This is a genomic window from Novipirellula sp. (assembly GCF_041583735.1).
In the GTDB taxonomy this organism is placed as follows: domain Bacteria; phylum Planctomycetota; class Planctomycetia; order Pirellulales; family Pirellulaceae; genus Novipirellula.
Genome location: NZ_JBFHFD010000008.1, coordinates 17,967 through 34,978, shown reverse-complemented (window position 1 = coordinate 34,978; position 17,012 = coordinate 17,967). Strand labels below are relative to the sequence as shown.

The following is a 17,012-nucleotide window of genomic DNA, read 5'->3' as shown; positions in this document are numbered from 1 at the left end:
ATCGTTGAGAACACGATGAATCTGTTTTACACGGTGAGCAGGAGAGAGCTACCGATGAGTTCAATTACTTTATCATCAGCTGCAGGCGGTCCCACTGAGGTAGCCATCGACCAAAAGGCCTTACTGGCCCGGTGTAGTGGAAATCTACATTTCGCTGCGTCTCTTCTTTCCGAGTTAGAGCTCACTGGAGAACAATCGGTTCGAGAAATTGCTGAATTAGCCAACTCAGGCGACCATCAAGAGGTGGTCCGGGCCGCTCACGGCTTGAAGGGGGCGGCAGCCATAATGGCTGCAGAGCCTCTGCGAGCCGTAGCTGCGGCAATCGAAGAAGCTGGAGAATTTGAAACTCAAGATACTATTGCGTCCCTTGTCGCGAATTTGCAGCAGGAAATGGCAAGGTGTTTGGAATTCGCCCGGGATTTTCGCGAGCGGGTGATGGTATGATGCCAACCGAAGTTCAGGCAGTAGTGCGCAACATCGTCTACCTTGAAAATCTTTATCGGTGATCAACGCGATAGTTTGCTGCAGCCACCTTGCGAGAAAAGTCGTCTTTGACGGCGACAGTTCAGTGGGAACATTGCTTTTTCTCGCCGTCTAAGTCAAGATCGGGTGTTGGAGATGGCTGTTTGAATGGGGGCCGCCGTGGCAGCCAAGCGTGCGCTATCGCAACTTTGCTTACCGATCGGGCGGGCAATCGCCAAAGCGGTGCGTTTTATTGCTAGCAACCTCGTCTTATTGCTTTTGGAAATAACGCAGAAAAGATGCACGCAACTCCCTATTTAAATGTCGACAAAATTTGCTAGCTCACTCAATCACCAACAAGGCGTTGCTAAAGATGTCCCTCGAGAGATAGGCACGGTAACGTACCAAATCAGCCAAGAGTCCAGTGTGAGATCACCTGTGATCTGCATCTGACGGGGCAAATAATTGAGCGAGAGAAATAGCTGGGCGAGGCCCTCCTAACAGTAAACGTCGATTGTCGATCACTTGGCGTTGCAGTTCCATGTCTTCTGTATTTTAAAAGCACTTGGGGTGACCAGGAAACTTCGCGTAAAATGAATAAAGAGAGCCTTGCGGAAAAAGAGTTTAGTTGCGCCTTTTTGCACCAGGTTTTGGCTCCGTAGCAATCTAAGCTGAGCTATACTCACTGTAGGAGATTGTAATGAAAGTTCTAGTAGTCGAAGATGATGCGATCTCGAGGGAGGTTGTAGCTCACGTTCTTGCTAGTGCAGGATACGAAGTTGTCACTGCAAATGATGGGTGCGAAGCGATTCAATCCATTGACACGAACGGGGATTGTCAATTGGTGATTTCGGATCGTGACATGCCAGGAATGGATGGCATTGAGCTGTGTCGTGCGCTACGTGCAAGGAATACACGAGGCTATATCTATTTCATCATGTTGACCAAGTTAGATCAGCCGAATGATAAGATTAAAGGTTTGGCATCCGGGGCGGACGATTACATATCTAAGCCCTTTAATTCAGCCGAACTGTTGATGCGAGTAAACACTGGGCGAAGGATCATCGGTCTGGAAACGCGTGACATGGCGATCTTCATGTTGGCCAAGCTTGCAGAATCTCGTGACCCTGATACAGGAGAACATCTAGAGCGAGTTCGTAATTTTGCAAAAGTTCTTGCCACTCGGATGCGCGAAAGGCAACCTCGGCGACAAGAGCTAGATCAGTTATTCATTGACCTTATCTACGACACGAGCCCACTGCACGACATCGGGAAAGTTGCGATTCCCGACAGCATATTGTTGAAACCAGGCAAACTTACCGCTGCAGAATTTGAGATTATGAAGCAGCATACGATTGAAGGAGAGAAAACCCTCCAGGCGGCATTGGATGCGTACCCCAACGCACGTTTTTTGCAAATGGCAAGGGATATTGCCGTCTCACATCACGAGAAGTTCGATGGCACTGGATATCCATATGCCCTTTCTGGTCAAAAGATACCGCTGTCGGGACGGATCGTGGCGGTCGCGGATGTGTATGATGCGGTAACATCAAAACGTGTTTACAAAGAAGCGTCTTCGCACGAAGTAGCGAGGTCTCTCATTATCGAGGGCTCGGGGTATCATTTTGATCCAGAGGTTGTTGACGCATTCTTGGAGTCCGACCGCGAATTCCTGGCGATTAAGTCACGGTTCGCGGAATCGCCAGCAGAGCGATGCAGTTCGTTAGGCACTAAGGCTATTGGAGATCCGGCGAACTCAATCGCACTTCCGGCGAACTCGACGTAATGACATCAGAATAAAGTGGGTATTGAAATGGGTGGCACACAGATGCAATGTCGTGCAGTTGTTGTCGACGACGATTCAATTGCTAGGAAAATGATGGTCTTCGCGTTACAACAGGAGGGCTTTGTTTGCCATTCTGCTAGTGACGGGGAAGAAGCGTTGCAACTGCTTGAGGATCGAAGGTACGACCTCGTCGTGACGGACCTAATCATGCCGCACAAAAACGGTCACGCTCTCGTGGTTGAAATGCTTGGGCTTTCTGAACGGCCATTCATCGCTGTGCATACCTCGGTTGTAGTGCCCGCAATCACAAAGGACTTGGTGAATCGAGGTGTCGATGACATTGTTTTTAAACCTACCGACTACGCTGCCTTCGCAGCAAAAATGAAAGTCTTGGTTGAGAAACGTGTCAATCATCATCGGTTGGAACTGTCGGGGAAGGCCCTTGAGTCAAGCGATGATCTTGAGCGGAAAGCGGATCCGACTTTAGACGCTAACGCTGGCAGAACGAAGGAAATAGTCGGAATTGCTGGTGTGAATGAGTCGACCACAAGCGTTCCGCGATTAGACAAATCTTCAGCTGTGAAATCCCTGCAATCTACGGAAATTGAATTTCTACCCTTTTCGCATTTCGCTCTGGAAGCGTGTCGGGTCGCCTGTGAGGAAGACTCCGAAGCTGAAGATATTGCTGCAGCAATTGAGCAAGAACCGGCACTTACAGCTGCGCTTCTGCGATTAGGGAACAGCAGTCTTTACAATCGTACAGCCAGCAAAATTTTAAATCTAGAAGACATTATTGTTCGAGTGGGGCGACGCTCGATAGGGGAGTTAGCGCTAGCGTTAGATGCATGCGATGCATTGCGTGTAATGGGCATACCTTTCTTGGATGTAAAGCTTGCTTGGAAACGCAGTCTTGCGGCTCGAGTCGCTGCAAAACTTTTGATGTCTCAGAGAGTGGGTATGAGCACGCGTGCTGGAATCTCGCTAAGTTCAGCGATGCATCTTCTTGGCCGAATGATGCTTGCTAAAAAGTTTCCAGAAGAGATGGTCGCTTTAATCGAGCTCGCCAACCAGACCGGGGACGCATTGACAGAACTGGAACGACAGGCGTTTTCTGAGAGTCAGTCGGCAATGCTTGCGAGACTATTGTCAACTTGGAATATCCCGCAGGATATCATTGGTCCCTTGGAGCATCTCGATTCGAATTATAGCGAGTTGGTTTCGTTAAACCGCGTCGATCGAGACAATGCTGAATTAGTGAAAATCGCTGTATTAATTGGCTGGCTTGCCGTAGGGAAATGGGAACCATGGGACCTTGTAGAGATCCCACCATCAAGCGTATTTCGACATCACTGCAGCACTTCGCTACGGGAAATTGTCAATCGAACTCGCGATGGGCTTGCCGAAGCGTTGGCGGGATTAGGAGAAAAGTCGTCGCCCCAGGTCCGTGGCACAAAAGAGATAGCATGCAATTACCGCTGCGCCGGAGGAGCCGACATCGATTTTATCCGGGAGATTCTGCCCTCATTGGGGGTGGTCGCAGGACCTAGCGGTCGGAGTGACCCGACTGTTACCTTGGTTAACGGTCTCGATGCATCACCCGAACGAATAAACACGCTCATTCAAGCCAGGGAGCGAAATGAATGCGTGTTATTGACGGTGCCCGAGTTACAAAAAAGTCTGACAAGCGGGCCTGCCGTCGTGCTTTTTCCATGTACATTTGGCCGTCTGGCTAAATCCATACAAGCACTGAATGTTCAGAGAAGCGAGGCCAGAACTCACTGATTTGAAAACGTTAGGGGCGGTTCGTTTTCTAGTTTGACAGGCACCTTCATATTTCTTCAAAAAGTCGGGCAGAAATATAATTGTCTCGCTGTACAGAATATCGTGGCAGCATGATCCGCGTCTAGCAAAGTACTGGTGGGACTCTATGAGCGCCAACTAAGAATTTCCCGTTACGGAATCTGTGGTTGCAACGGAAAAGACAGTGAAAGGTCATCATTCGTCTTGATGCACCACGTGTTACTGGTCCTTGCAAAATGCACCGGTGAATGAGCGTTTTTTCATGTAAAGGAAACTCATGGACCGCAATCAAGACCAATCGCCCGAGTACATTCCGAACGAAAGATGGAAAGGGAAGGACCCCGATCTTGAGGCAAAGAACACAAGAGCTTTAGAAAACGCTAGAGCGTTAATACAGAGAGCAAAGGAGGATAGAGACCGATTGCCCCAAGTCGAACTTAAGCAACGAGCTATCGACTCCCTTGGCATTCGGGCGCAAGGGGTGCATGTTGCTCGGTTAGTAATTCGTCCGATGGCAAGAGATACCAGTGATGCCGAGCGCGAAAGTGGACTTGAAAAGGTGATCGTGATAATCCTGGAGTCTGCGAAAGCTACCCTGAAGTATCGTGGGATGCCGGCACATGGTCGGTTTATGCAGGATTTGCAGGAGGGTATGTAATTAGGCGAGTTATAATTTACCGAACTGGCCCATAAAGCATCAAAACTGAAATGGAGTTTAATCGAGGGGGAGTTAAATGATGCTCCCAATAATTGTGTTCCGGAAGATCCTAACCAATGGCTTACCGGAATGTGTCAATGCTTTTGAGACAACTTTCATTTAGTGTCTAAGTCCTGTGTGCTCAGGGGCCAGCCCCCGAACCCCCGAGTTTTTTTAGGCATGACTCGGGTGTTCAAAGTGTTTTGTTCGTTTATCGTTGAATTGTCCGGCGAAACAGACGTGAGCTCTGCGGAGACGCAACTCACTCAGGGATAGCCGGATCGAGGGTGCGTCAAAGACGTTTCTCAGATCTCCCCTGGGCAATTTGCACTCGGGAGATCGTTTTCGTGTCTTTCTTCTGCAAAGGATTTCCCTGGTTGAATGATCCAGGCTGCACTGGGCAATCGTGCTGGACTCCGTCGGCCTCTGCCAAGCGGACAAAATCTTCTCGTTGGGACATTCGATCAAACTCTTTCCAGCTCATGCTCGCTCCTGAAACGAGCGAGTATGATTACTGCAAAAAAGCGCCACCCATGTCTCCGGTCTGTAAAAGGAACCGTCCCTACTTCACTGTCCAAGCATGCCGGGGAAAAACAACAAGCGAAGGGATCAGAGTCTGGGTTCGGGTAACCGCCATTTTGGCGATTTCGTTAACGGCAGAAATTTATTGGATGAACTTGATGCCAATCGCTGCGAACTCGCGTTTGAACAGGCAGTTTGTGATGGCTGTCTAATTGATACTACGGAGTATCCCATGCTGCGCCGATCAGCTTTTGTACGAGGGCACTTCCTCGCGTGCTTGAGATCCCGGCATCGGTGATTTCCGCCGCGACACGATGGAAAGGTATCAGATCACTCTGGGGCTCGTCGCATGGATGCGGCGAAGGAGGTGTCTGAGTCGACCCTTGTCTCTTTTGCTGATGACGAGCGATGAAAAAGCGAACTGCCAGATTTGCGTTGTTCTTAGCTATTTTAGGCGGCCCCACCGCCATGGCCACTGACTTTGATGTCAGCAATCACAATGATTCCGGTTCTGGATCGCTGCGAGCGGCGATCGAAAGCTTGAACACCGCCGGTGCCGGTACTCATTCGATCAGCTTTGCTAGCGGCTTGGATCCCGTTGCCTTGGCGTCGAGCCTGCCGATGATCGTGGGGACCGATCAAACGATTGCGATCCATGGAGCTGGCAACACGGTCTCGGGGCAAAATACCGCTCGGCTGTTCTTCATTGCCGATGGGAATGTCACGATCGAAAACATGACGCTTAAGCAAGGGCTTGCCGACGGTGGTGATGGGGGCGTTGGACGAGGCGGGGGGGGAGGCGGCGCGGGTGCCGGCGGTGCCCTGTTCGTCAATACCGGTGCCAACGTCGTCATTCGTGGCGTAACGCTCGATAACAATGCCGCCACCGGAGGCGACGGGGGAGATGTAAACGACGTTTATGGTGGTGGAGGTGGAGGTGGATTCGGCGGTAACGGCGGATCTACATCAAGTTACGGCGGTGGCGGTGGCGGTGGGTTGGACGGCAATGGCGGCAACGTTGTCGGAGCAGATACTTACGGCGGCGGAGGTGGCGGCGGCATCAGCGGCAACGGCGGCGGCAGCGGCGGCGGGCCAGACTCTTACGGCGGGGGTGGCGGGGGAGGTGTTGGGAACGGAGCATCGACTGTAGACGACTCAGGAGGCGATGGCGATGGCGGCGCGGCCGGTGGTGCATTTGGCGACTCCGGTGCTGCAGGTGCCCCTGGCGGTGGCGGCGGAGGGTTTACAGGTGATGGAGGAGACGGAGACACTAATGGCGGCGGCGGTGGGTCGGGTTATGCCAGTGATTCGGCCGGCAACGGCGGCACCTACGGCGGGGGTGGCGGTGGCGGCTACGTCTCTTTGGGCGGGAATGGCGGTGAATTTGGCGGCGGCGGCGGCGGCGGCTACGCCTCAACGGGTGGAAACGGCGGTGACTTCGGCGGAGGGGCCGGCGCTGCCTACGGCGGTGCCAAAGGGAACGGCGGCTTTGGCGGCGGGGATGGAGGGACGGTACTCTACGGCGGCGAGGCCGGCGATGCGATGGGCGGTGCTATCTTCGTTCGTGCGGGAGGAACACTCTCGATTATCGATAGCATGCTGACGAGTAATAGCTTGACCGCAGGTAGCGGCGGGACAGGAACGTCAGGTAATGGAGCCAACGGCCAAACGATCGGGGCCGGCATATACCTGCACACCGGGGTGACCGCTGGCTACGAAATCAGCACCGGAACGACAACGCTTGCTGACGATATTGGCGGCAGCGGATCGTTGACCAAAACAGGCACCGGCGAACTGGTCCTATCGGGAACCAATACTTACACCGGAACCACGACTGTCAGTGCAGGACGCCTAGCCGTCAACGGTTCGCTGGCGGGCAATACCACCGTCAGCGCCGACGGCGAATTGGGCGGCAGCGGCACTATCACTGGCGACGTGATCAACAACGGCACGTTCGCCGCGGGGAACTCGATCGGGACGATGACCATTGGCGGAAATGCCAGCTTCAATTCGGGCAGTACCACCGAGGTTGAGATTCAACCCTCGGCCACTCCGGTCGCTGGCACCGACAATGACTTGATCACCGCTGACACAGCGACGATCAACGGCGGTGACGTCTCCGTTTTGGGAGCCGTGGGCAGCTACACCCACGGGGCGAAGTACACATTCCTGCAAGCGTCCAGTGGCGTGACCGGTGTGTTCGATTCGATCACCGACGATCTCGCCTTCTTTGATGCTGAACTGGGTTACGATGTGAACTCGGCGTTCTTTACGCTCGTTGCCAACAGCACCGACTATGCATCGGTGGGCGGTTCAGGCAATCGTCAAGCCGTCGGCTCCTACATCGACAAGAACTCTACCGGAGCAAGCGGCGATTTTGGCAGCGTCCTCGATGCGTTTAGCATGCTGACGACCGGTCAGGTGCAAAGCGGACTGAGCCAATTGAGCGGTGAGGTTTACGGCAGCCAGTCGCGAGTGGTGATCCAAGGAACCAACCAATTGATCGGCGCGATCGGGGGGCAATTGCGTTCGGGCATGTTCAGTGGTAGTGGTTCAGGCCGAGGCGGCTTTGCTAGTGCGATGCCGTCGTCAAGTCCCGCGGCATCCGCTTCGGGTTCCGGCGTGGCATTGGTCAGCTACGTCGATGCTTCGCAAAGTCCCTGTGACGCACTGATCGCACCGACCTGCCACGCCGCCTATAACTGGCGGGGCTGGATGACCGGTTATGGACTGGGCGGATCAGCCGAATCCGATGGTAACGCTGCAGGGATCAATTATGGGTTGGGCGGAACCACGTTTGGGATCGAGCGATCTCTCGGCAACAGCGCTCAACTCGGTTTCTTTGGCGGTTATGTTGGCTCGTCGGTTAGCGCCGACAACATGGACCAAACCGTACGAGCGAACGGAGGTAACTTTGGCAGCTATCTGACGCACACCGCAGGTCGCCATTACGGGATCGCGATGGGCGGTTTACAATTCGACGATTTCGACAGCGATCGTACGATCCGGGTCGGTGCACTCTCTCGCACCGCAACCGGCGAATCGGACGGATGGCAAGGGTTTGCTTATGGTGAACGCGGCTTGAACCTGCAATTGACTCGCTCGCATCAATGGCAACCTTTCGCGGGACTGCAATACGTTTACGCTCGTCAAAACGCGTTCACCGAAACGGGTGCGGGTGCGATGAATCTGGCAATGTCGGGCGTCGATACGCATTCGCTTCGCAGCAACCTGGGTAGCCGATTGCAGTGGCAATCTTGGACGTCACGACGCGGCTGGGCGATCACGCCAGAGGTTCGTGGCAGTTGGATGCATGAGTTCCTGGACACCACTTCGGTCGTCAACGCTCAATTCGCGGGCGTGGGCGGTGCGGGGTTTTCCGCCAATGGTTTGGACCTGGGCCGTGACTGGGCGATCGTTGGTGGCGGTTTTGCTGCGCGTCCAAGTGACCGCTGGGAATTGCGTGCCGATTACAACACTCAGTTCAACGACCGGCAAGTGCTCCACATCGGATCGGGCACTCTCAGCTACGTTTGGTAATCGCAATTACCTATCGTCGGCCATTTCTCACGCGTTGAGCCAGGTAGGGCCGGTTCCCACCGGCCCGGGCATTGGATGACCGGTGCGATCGGCGAGCTTCCGTCAGCGTGCTCAGTGAACGATCCTGCAGGACTTCGAGTTTCAGCGTGCGATGAAATCGCTCCAGCTTGAGAACTTGTGTCGTTTCCATTGTCGGAAACCACAGCCGACTTGGGAATATATAGCAGATGAAGTGATCGCGTTTTTGCGAGACCATTTACGACGCAAAACGCCAGCGTGGAAGCGTCTGAAGATCGTCCAGTGTGTAAAGCTGATTGTTGCTTATGGTTGCGGTTGCGTGGTGGGTCAGAAGCAGACGGATCACTGGCATGTAGCCTTTCGACGCGGCAATATGGAGTGGCGTATTGCCTTGATCGTCGGTTGCATCAGGATTTGTGTGATGGTCGAGCAAGATCCGAGCCATGAACTCGTATTTCTCTTTTACAACGTGGTGCAAAGCGGTGCAGCGACAGTTTCCCATTGTGTTGGGATCGACGCCGGCATCGAGAAAGTCTGTTAGAAAACCGATGTTGCCAGTTCGTGACGCCAAGTGGATCAGCCGATCCCCTCGTTTCCCAACTGCCCCATTCGGGTCGGCTCCTTCGCGGATAAGGCGTCTTGCCATGTCGTGACGTCCACGTCTCATTGCAATTTTTAGAACGCCTCTCCCGTTGAAACCTCGGGCAGTCGTTGTTACGCCGCGATTGACCGCTTCGTTGAATTCGTCGAGGCAACCGCTTTCGATGGCGGTGATGAGTTGGTATTCCGGCAGCATGCCGGGAAAACTGCCACAGCAAACGCATGAACGCAAGCAGTTTGTTTAGAGCGTCGCCGTGCATGAAGAAACTTGTTGCGCCTCGACGAAAGGTCGTGTAGCCTGAAATCGTAACAACGTGCAATCTCATGCACAGAAATACGACGGACATGATCTACGCTTTTCTCAATCAAAAAGGGGGTGTTGGCAAGACAACGCTTTCCATTCACACCGCCGCCGAGCTTTCGGGGCGGGGGCGGCGCGTGCTTTTGATCGACGCCGACCCGCAGGGAAGTTCACTGGCTTGGTCGAATTACCGCGAGAAAGCCGGTTTCACCGTCGTCGGGATGCCGAAGGCGACCATTCACAAAGAGATCGACCTGCTTGCTCAGGACTACGACGATGTGGTCATCGATGGGCCACCCCGTGTTACCGAACTGGCGCGTTCAATCATCCTCTCCGCTGACATCGTCGTCATTCCTGTCCAGCCCTCACCCATGGACGTTTGGGCTGCGGCTGAAACCGTTGACTTGGTAAGAGAAGCCCAAGTTTATAAACCCGAAATCAAATGCTGTCTTGCGATCAATCGCAAGATCACTAACACGGCAATTGGAAGGGATGTGCGGGATGCCTTAGCGGAACTAGAAGTACCTGTGCTAAAGAACGATATCGGCCAACGAGTCGCGTTCGCCGAAAGTGCGGCAAGCGGCTCGACGGTGCTAAATCAGAAGCTATCCAAGGCAGCGAGAGAAATCAAAAAGTTTGTCAACGAACTAAGGAGGTTGAAATGAGCAAACGAATTACGATGTCGGCCCGTGCAAAGCCGAAAGCAGAAATCGACAAGTGGGTCGATACACGAGATTCCGCTATCACATCCAAACCGGGCGTCAAACCAAAACGTTTGACCATCGACATTGACCCCGTGTTGCACACCGACTTGAAAATCAGCTGTGCGAAACGCGGCATCCAGATCGCGGATTTAGTCCGAACGCTTATCGAACGAGACTTGAGCGTCCATGAACAGGCCAGCACTGATCACTGAAACGTTAGCGTCGCTAAGAGACTGCGTGTCCCAAGCAACTCGCCTCGCTGTTGATCCCCGGTGCCGGCCGCCGGAGCATCGCCGGGCTGGTCCCTGCGGCGACAATTGAGTCCAGGCAATTGAGTCCAGGAACCTTTTCTTCTCCAGGAACCTTTTCTTCTCTGGTGAATGTTTGAAGATCAACGGGGCCATTCCCTCGGGTGGGGGTGCTTTGCGAGGCAAATGACCGAGGGCCAAAAATTGGCACTTAGAAATCTTTGAGGGCTCACCACCACCACATACGCCTCAATTCGACCCGAAAGCAGCAAAATTAGACTGCAGCAATCCGCGACGGTAGCTCTCCCCTTGAAGCGACGTCGTATGAACTGCAACTTTCCGTTACCGACGCAAGAAGCCGGTCTAAATACACCACAGGAAGCCCAGAACGCCACACTAGGAGACTTCACTGTGTCGATTGACAGAAACTACGTTTTTAACGCAGGGCTGCCACGTAGCGGTTCACGGGAATTGATTTTTCATTTCAAAGTCTTCGAGCTAATGCGATCAACCGAAGTCGCGGATGTCGTGATTCACAAGCTCGATGGGTAGCGGTCTTTTGTTCGCAATTTCTTTTTGAATGTTTTTGGCAATCGAAAACTGTGGCTACGAAGTGATTTCGCGTACGAGACAATGTCAACAATCAGGATAAAGTATATATGAGTAATCCCAAGGAAATTCTTTCGTTGCATCGCGATGTAATGATACGGACCTCGAAACGACGTCGATGCAATCGTTTTCGTTATGGTCTGCGTTCCGGTTATCTTGTCAGGGGGCAGAATTATTTTGCGACCGAAAGGGTGAATTCCGATTCCATATTTCGCGGCAAACGCATTTGCGTAGTCCACGGCAGTCCACGATTCAGAGTAGTCAAATTCCCGTCTGTAAATTCTGATCGCAGGGTGAAAAGTGCGTTCGGTTTTTGTTGTTGTTTCATCGCGAAGGACAAACGCCAAAACAGCAAATTGTCTCGTCGTAGTTCCGAATTGTTTAACAAATATTGATAAGACAGCTTCATCGTATAGACAATCATTGCCTTCCGCGTCAAAGTGTGTTTGGCACGTTGGTGATTCGAAGGTCTTCAAAATCGTTTCCTTCGAGACGAATTCATCCAGGTAGTCGTCACCGAAGTAGGGGGCAAATGCAGGTTTGTCACGCGCTGAATCACATCGTACATCGACGATTTCCAGATCGCGTATTTCGAATTGCCCGAGGGAGCCATCAGTTGTTTCTTGTATCAGCTGATGTGTTTCGTCTTTGTCAAGCATGACGTCGATAGTGTCGGCCCCGAACTGGAGATTCAGCGTTTCGAATTCCCGACCGACGGATTTTGAAAGCGTTTCCTGAATCTTGTCACGTTTGCGCTCGAATTCGTCTGGTGTCAGATTGAGCGTTATTAAAATTGAGACGGCGAGTTGTTTGTCACTCGAATAGTGTGATTCCAATTTCTCCTTGCATAGGCGAACCTCTTTTTGGGTGAAGTTCTTTGATTGCGAAGATTTAGAATCAAATTCGTCATGACAATCAAAGCAAAGAAATGCCAGATTGGATCTCGCAGCGTTCGTCCGATCTTTGTCAATGTGGGCGATTTGCCCCTTTTTCCTGGAGTAGTCGCTCTTGTAGTGTGCACAAAGACAACATCGCCGACGACAAGCCATCAGAAGCTTTGCTTCATCAGCCGGGCTAATTTTTTTCCGAGTGCCTGAACTCATTGTTGAAAATGGATGTGTGTGGTGGAAGACGACTAAGGTTCAGCGACATAACGACACGATTAACCGGGCCGTGGCCAACCAACGTTGATTTAAAAAGCAGCGAAGCCCGCGGCTCCCGTTGAACCGATTGTTCGCCTTTTTTTGGAGGCAGTCACACGTCTCGTGATTGAAAGGCACCGGCAGCGTATTCGTCAATCCACGAGCGAAGTGCGATACCGTTTTTCAATATCAAGCGAAGGAAATTATCGGGTTGTTTTTTCTCTTTGACAACTCCCGCGCTAAACCGCCCGGATGTAACGAGCATTAGCATCGGGAAATGCCGATTGGCATATAGACGGCTCCGTACACTATCGACTTTCACGACATCTTGGTGTTTTACTTCCACCGCTAACGTCGTTGGCTCGCCTGGCATTAATTCGCCTTTCGCGATCACATCGCGTCCGCCGTCAGCGCTTCGATTCGTGACCATGACACGCAACCCCTTTGCGCGAAGCAATTCGGCGACGATGTCTTCCAACTGTTGCCAGCTGAGTTGGTCAAATGATGCCTGCGTTGCCGCAAGTGTGGTGATAAGCTGTTTTGTTGTATCTACCAGTGCGATGTGTGGTGTGTTTTGTGGCGGGTACCAAAGGGCTGGAAGTAACAATGCTGCGGGATTATCGTGGCTGGAAATGGATCGCCTGCATTTTGCCACCATCTCGTCAAAAGGCACGTACCGTTCATGCCCATCACTCGTTTCGAACCGAAACATGTTCTCTTTTGAACCGTCGAAGCCTCGGTACAAATACCAAACTCCCGATGCGAGGTCACGGCACCATAATCCGAAGTGAGACTCCCACAGTTGGCGTGCTTGTGAGTCGAAAGCTTTTGAATTTAACGCTGTTTCAAGGGCGTCAATGGCCAAGGAACCGAATCGTGGCTCAACTCGCAGTTCATCGAAGCCAAGCGGGATGAAAAGCTGCGGATTCTCAGAGAGGAAGATGTCCAACGTGCTTAAGCCAGCAACACTCTTTGAAGTGCCACTTGCCGCGATCTCTTGCGGTGCCAATTGACGAACAATGTCCGCCATCGGGACTCTGGTGTGATCATTACCGTGTTCGGCCCACGAATTCACGATTAGCCGAACGGCTTTGGTCGACCGCTCATAAGCACTAAAGTGCTGTTCAAGTGTATCAATTTCTGAAGGTGTTAAAAACATGAACGAGCCAACACCGGTGTAGTGGGTAAACGTCTACATTCACCCGGTCGCGACGAGTGATTGTCCATTTGAAAACTCGCGACTTCGCGGCTCGGGCGCAACGTTTTGTTATCTGGCTTTTGGCGTGTCTTGCAAATTCCGGATCAGTGAGTTGCCGGCTTCCGATCTTGACCTGCTGAGAATTGGCCCGTTCGAGGGATATGCAAACGCTATAACGGAAGCGGATTCAAGTGGACCATCTGCCATGAAGTCACCGACTGGGGTTGAGGCAAAACACGATAGCCCGGAAGTAGCGGACAGCTCCGCTGGATCGTCTTTGTTGTAATCAAAAATCGCATCATTGACGACCATCTCTAAAGCAAACATGGAGAATGATAGTGACATGGTTTCAGCAAGCGGTTCCAGAGGGACGACAGGTGGGTCATCTATCTGTAAGTCTTGAGACATGACGCCCCAATTCGCAATCCCGTCTTCGTCGGTCAGCAATAGTAGCGCGTCATTCACGACGGATAGTTCTTGAGCAGTAATCCATGCATTTTGACCGTGGAAATCCCATTTCGACGAAAGTTGATACCACTCGCGAACAGCGGATGGGATCGCAAACGAGTGTCGCGAGAGTATCAAGTGGAGTTCCGCGTCGGACATGCCGCATCGTGAATCGAACGGTCCAGCCCAGTTGCGGATAAATGCGACCAGCGGACGCCAACGTTCGGTGTTCGGCAATCGGTCCCATTCGTCGGTCATGATGCCACGTAGGTGAGTTGCCAAATAACGATGTGGTTATTACCAGTTGGAGGGGTGATAAGCTGATTTCTGGGTTGTTAACGCCGGTTACATCTTCGGTAAGGTCGGTGACATTGCAGGACTTGTTGCCGGGTTGGGAGGGCTTATCGCCGGTTGCTCCAACCCCAATGATCATGAGGGAAGTCAGGCCCCAGGTCAAGCTGTTGTGACATAAACATTCATCCGAAGAACGCTTTAACATCGTCTATTCTGTGTTGTGAGATTTATTCAATATTGCTGTGATCATGACCAAGGGGCAAAAAATTGGCACTTGAATAATTTGGGGGCTCACCACCACGCTACTCCCCTAATTTGACACGGCAGCAGCGAAATTAGGCCGCAACAATCCGCAACAGTGGCTCTCCCCCTTGAAGCGACCGTCCATTGCACAGCAATTTTCCAGTAGCGACGGGGGTTGCGTGGTTGTCGCGTCAGCCGAATTACCTGCCTGCTAGATTTCAGCAAACTCACAAAAAGCCACGGGGTTAACGCCGCCAGTGTCGCAGTCGAAACCAATGGATGCAATTAGCCTTAGGGAGTAATTCAGCCTAGCCGCCGCGATTGAGATCGATTTCACGATGGGCGAATTCGGCGTCTCTGGTTCGTCGGCATTTGCAGTCATAAAGGAGTCTCCACCGCAAAGCATTCAACCAACGGAGCCGCAAAGGTAAACAGAAGCTTCAAGCAACGCATAGGTTCTCACTGCTCTGGATACTGCAAATAACGAATTGCATAAACGGGCGGTGAAGTTACGTGTTGATTTCAGGTTCCGCCGAGTTCGCCGCTCTGGTTCACGCAATTGTCATCTATCATTTTGAATGCTTTGCCACCAATTGAGTAACACACCACGAGTAATGTAATGGAAACCATGTAAGTTTATCCGTGTATCTTTTGGCATCCACGTACCACCGCGAGAATGAGACGCGAGACCAGTCATGGGAACGTCTGAAAGCGACGAGTCCGCAGCAATTTTGAATGGGGCCTCGAACATCGGTGCCGGAAATGGCAATCCGGCGTGCAGAGAGCGTGATCGATATTCGTATACGGTATTCAAGACTTTTTTGAGTGAGGTTTTGGACCACTTTACGCGCATCCATTCTTGTTCGGGCCGGTTCTCGGGTTCGTCAGGCATGAAACACATTGTGAAGTCGATGAACTTCTTCGTCGCACCAAACGTGTGCGAGATCATGTCGGCCACTTGGTTCACTAGTTGAGTGCCGCCGTGTTGTTCAAGCAAAGATGCAAGATCGGGCTTTGAATCTCGGAGACGTTCGTCGGCAGTTGATTCTGTTGTGTAGACGTCGTTGGCTGCGGTCTCAAGTGCTGAAACAAGCATTAACCACGCGAGGTTCGGTTCGGATTCCGCAACCCACAAGGCATCTTGATATGACTTGCAGGCACGGATCAGATTAACGTATCGGTCGGGGGCGATCAGAGGAACGGACTTCAGGATCTCTAATGGATCCATTGAGTGGGTGCCCGTCACAGACGGTAACACAAGATGGTTGCGTCGAACGCGAATGACAGGTCGCGGCTCATCGTTCCATGCGCAGGGACGCCCATACGGATCCTGGCCCGGTTCAAACCGACGTGTCTCGCCGCCAGCGCGGACGCGAATACCAAGAGCAAGGGAAGCGAGAGCCGCAATTTCGTCTACGAGCGTGCCGCCGTGGTACAACGACTCATCTGTCTTCGACATGTCTGGGAGGCAATTACCCAAATAGTAAACGGCTCGCAAGACGATTGGGGCGTTAACAACGCCCGGACCGTTGGAAATTGGCACAGCATTCAGAAAGCTATATGGTCCCAAGCCTTCGTTGACTTCGCCGGTGAGATGTGCGTCGGAGAAGAGAGGGTATTCGTAGATCGGGGTTTTCGTTTCGTCTGTTGAGACGCGTAGCCAGTTAAGTTGCGATAGCAATGCCCGCGGTTCGGTATCCGAGAGGGCGACTGGAATGTCAGTTGTATTGGCCATTCGAGGAGTTGTTTGTTGGCTAATTACCGCGTTCACCGGGCTGCGGCGAACGACATTGATTTCAAAAACCGCACGACCCGCGGCTCAATGTGCAACGCATTGTTACACGACGGCTACCATTATGATGTTTCCCAGTTTTTGAAGTCGAGAAATTCACCCAACCAATCTTCACAACCCCCAAGGAAGAGTGTGGCAAAGTTTGCGTCGTTACCAACCTCGCTTAGGCTGATTTCGTGAACTTTAGTGAGCGTTGGCAGATCATCTGAAGCAGTTGGAAACCGAAACGCCTGCGCGTCGTAGTCAACCTCAGCAAAGTTCTTGATAATCTCGTCCAGACGACGAAATTCAACGGGATCGGATTTTCCCGGTTCCGCACGGCGAAGAAAACCCTTCGAGAGCGTCCATAGGTCAAGAATCTTGTGGTGCTTTGGAGCATTCACAGGTTCATCGAATAACTGGCGGCTTAAGCAAATTACTGATTTCAGTTGTAGTTCAATGGTGTGCCGGAAGAGGTAACAGATCGGGAACACGAGCAAGTCGCGATCGGCACCAGACTCTTTTGTTTGTGCGAGCAGATTATTTGCGGCAAGGTAGTAACCATACATGTACGCCTTTGACGGATCTCGGCCAAGGTGAAGACGAGCATTCGATAAGCACTGAACTGGG

Annotated in this window: 15 protein-coding genes; 9 read left to right on the top strand and 6 right to left on the bottom strand. The window is 52.3% G+C overall.

Features of this window, described 5'->3' with window-relative positions; translation table 11 throughout:
* The first annotated feature begins 15 nt into the window (after positions 1-15).
* The 5 genes from ABX962_RS01615 to ABX962_RS01595 all read left to right on the top strand — a co-directional run bounded on the left by ABX962_RS01615 (position 16) and on the right by ABX962_RS01595 (position 8,807).
* A complete protein-coding gene (locus ABX962_RS01615) occupies positions 16-444 on the top strand; it encodes an Hpt domain-containing protein (RefSeq protein WP_345319869.1) in 429 nt (142 codons plus the stop codon).
* 718 nt (positions 445-1,162) lie between these two features.
* Positions 1,163-2,248 carry an HD domain-containing phosphohydrolase gene (locus ABX962_RS01610; protein ID WP_345319867.1) on the top strand — a complete coding sequence of 362 codons (1,086 nt, stop codon included), beginning with the start codon at positions 1,163-1,165 and terminating at the stop codon, positions 2,246-2,248.
* Between the two features lie 15 nt (positions 2,249-2,263).
* Positions 2,264-4,030 carry an HDOD domain-containing protein gene (locus tag ABX962_RS01605; protein ID WP_372715984.1) on the top strand — a complete coding sequence of 589 codons (1,767 nt, stop codon included), beginning with the start codon at positions 2,264-2,266 and terminating at the stop codon, positions 4,028-4,030.
* Between the two features lie 295 nt (positions 4,031-4,325).
* Positions 4,326-4,706, top strand: coding sequence for a hypothetical protein (locus tag ABX962_RS01600; protein WP_372715982.1), 381 nt, complete (start codon positions 4,326-4,328; stop codon positions 4,704-4,706).
* A 969-nt stretch (positions 4,707-5,675) separates the two neighbouring features.
* A complete protein-coding gene (locus tag ABX962_RS01595) occupies positions 5,676-8,807 on the top strand; it encodes an autotransporter domain-containing protein (protein WP_372715980.1) in 3,132 nt (1,043 codons plus the stop codon).
* A gap of 256 nt (positions 8,808-9,063) precedes the next feature.
* On the opposite strand, the gene ABX962_RS01590 is transcribed toward ABX962_RS01595, so the two are convergent.
* The gene (locus ABX962_RS01590; RefSeq protein ID WP_372715997.1) at positions 9,064-9,591 is read right to left on the bottom strand and encodes an ankyrin repeat domain-containing protein; all 528 of its coding nucleotides are present in this window, start codon (positions 9,589-9,591) and stop codon (positions 9,064-9,066) included.
* Between ABX962_RS01590 and ABX962_RS01585 the strand changes: the two genes are divergently transcribed.
* From ABX962_RS01585 to ABX962_RS01570, 4 genes are all read left to right on the top strand, one after another.
* Positions 9,518-9,670, top strand: coding sequence for a hypothetical protein (locus tag ABX962_RS01585; protein WP_372715999.1), 153 nt, complete (start codon positions 9,518-9,520; stop codon positions 9,668-9,670). The two genes, ABX962_RS01590 and ABX962_RS01585, sit on opposite strands and share 74 nt — an antisense overlap.
* A gap of 100 nt (positions 9,671-9,770) precedes the next feature.
* Positions 9,771-10,391 carry a ParA family partition ATPase gene (gene parA, locus ABX962_RS01580; protein WP_372715978.1) on the top strand — a complete coding sequence of 207 codons (621 nt, stop codon included), beginning with the start codon at positions 9,771-9,773 and terminating at the stop codon, positions 10,389-10,391.
* Positions 10,388-10,642, top strand: a complete 255-nt coding sequence (locus ABX962_RS01575; RefSeq protein ID WP_372715976.1) for a plasmid partition protein ParG — start codon at positions 10,388-10,390, stop codon at positions 10,640-10,642. The genes parA and ABX962_RS01575 overlap by 4 nt, the downstream gene beginning before the upstream one ends.
* A 447-nt stretch (positions 10,643-11,089) precedes the next feature.
* Positions 11,090-11,230, top strand: coding sequence for a hypothetical protein (locus tag ABX962_RS01570; RefSeq protein WP_372715974.1), 141 nt, complete (start codon positions 11,090-11,092; stop codon positions 11,228-11,230).
* On the opposite strand, the gene ABX962_RS01565 is transcribed toward ABX962_RS01570, so the two are convergent.
* The 5 genes from ABX962_RS01565 to ABX962_RS01545 all read right to left on the bottom strand — a co-directional run bounded on the left by ABX962_RS01565 (position 11,212) and on the right by ABX962_RS01545 (position 16,951).
* Entirely contained in the window at positions 11,212-12,390 is a 1,179-nt protein-coding gene (locus ABX962_RS01565) for a hypothetical protein (protein ID WP_372715972.1), read from the bottom strand. The two genes, ABX962_RS01570 and ABX962_RS01565, sit on opposite strands and share 19 nt — an antisense overlap.
* 151 nt (positions 12,391-12,541) lie before the next feature.
* Positions 12,542-13,378: a restriction endonuclease gene (locus tag ABX962_RS01560; RefSeq protein ID WP_372715970.1), complete on the bottom strand. Its 837-nt coding sequence runs from the start codon at positions 13,376-13,378 to the stop codon at positions 12,542-12,544.
* Positions 13,379-13,696: 318 nt separating this feature from the next.
* Positions 13,697-14,332, bottom strand: a complete 636-nt coding sequence (locus ABX962_RS01555; protein WP_372715969.1) for a hypothetical protein — start codon at positions 14,330-14,332, stop codon at positions 13,697-13,699.
* An 841-nt stretch (positions 14,333-15,173) separates the two neighbouring features.
* Complete coding sequence (locus tag ABX962_RS01550; protein ID WP_372715967.1) at positions 15,174-16,346, bottom strand: hypothetical protein; 1,173 nt, start codon at positions 16,344-16,346, stop codon at positions 15,174-15,176.
* Positions 16,347-16,465: 119 nt separating this feature from the next.
* Positions 16,466-16,951: a hypothetical protein gene (locus ABX962_RS01545; protein WP_372715965.1), complete on the bottom strand. Its 486-nt coding sequence runs from the start codon at positions 16,949-16,951 to the stop codon at positions 16,466-16,468.
* Positions 16,952-17,012: the final 61 nt, after the last annotated feature.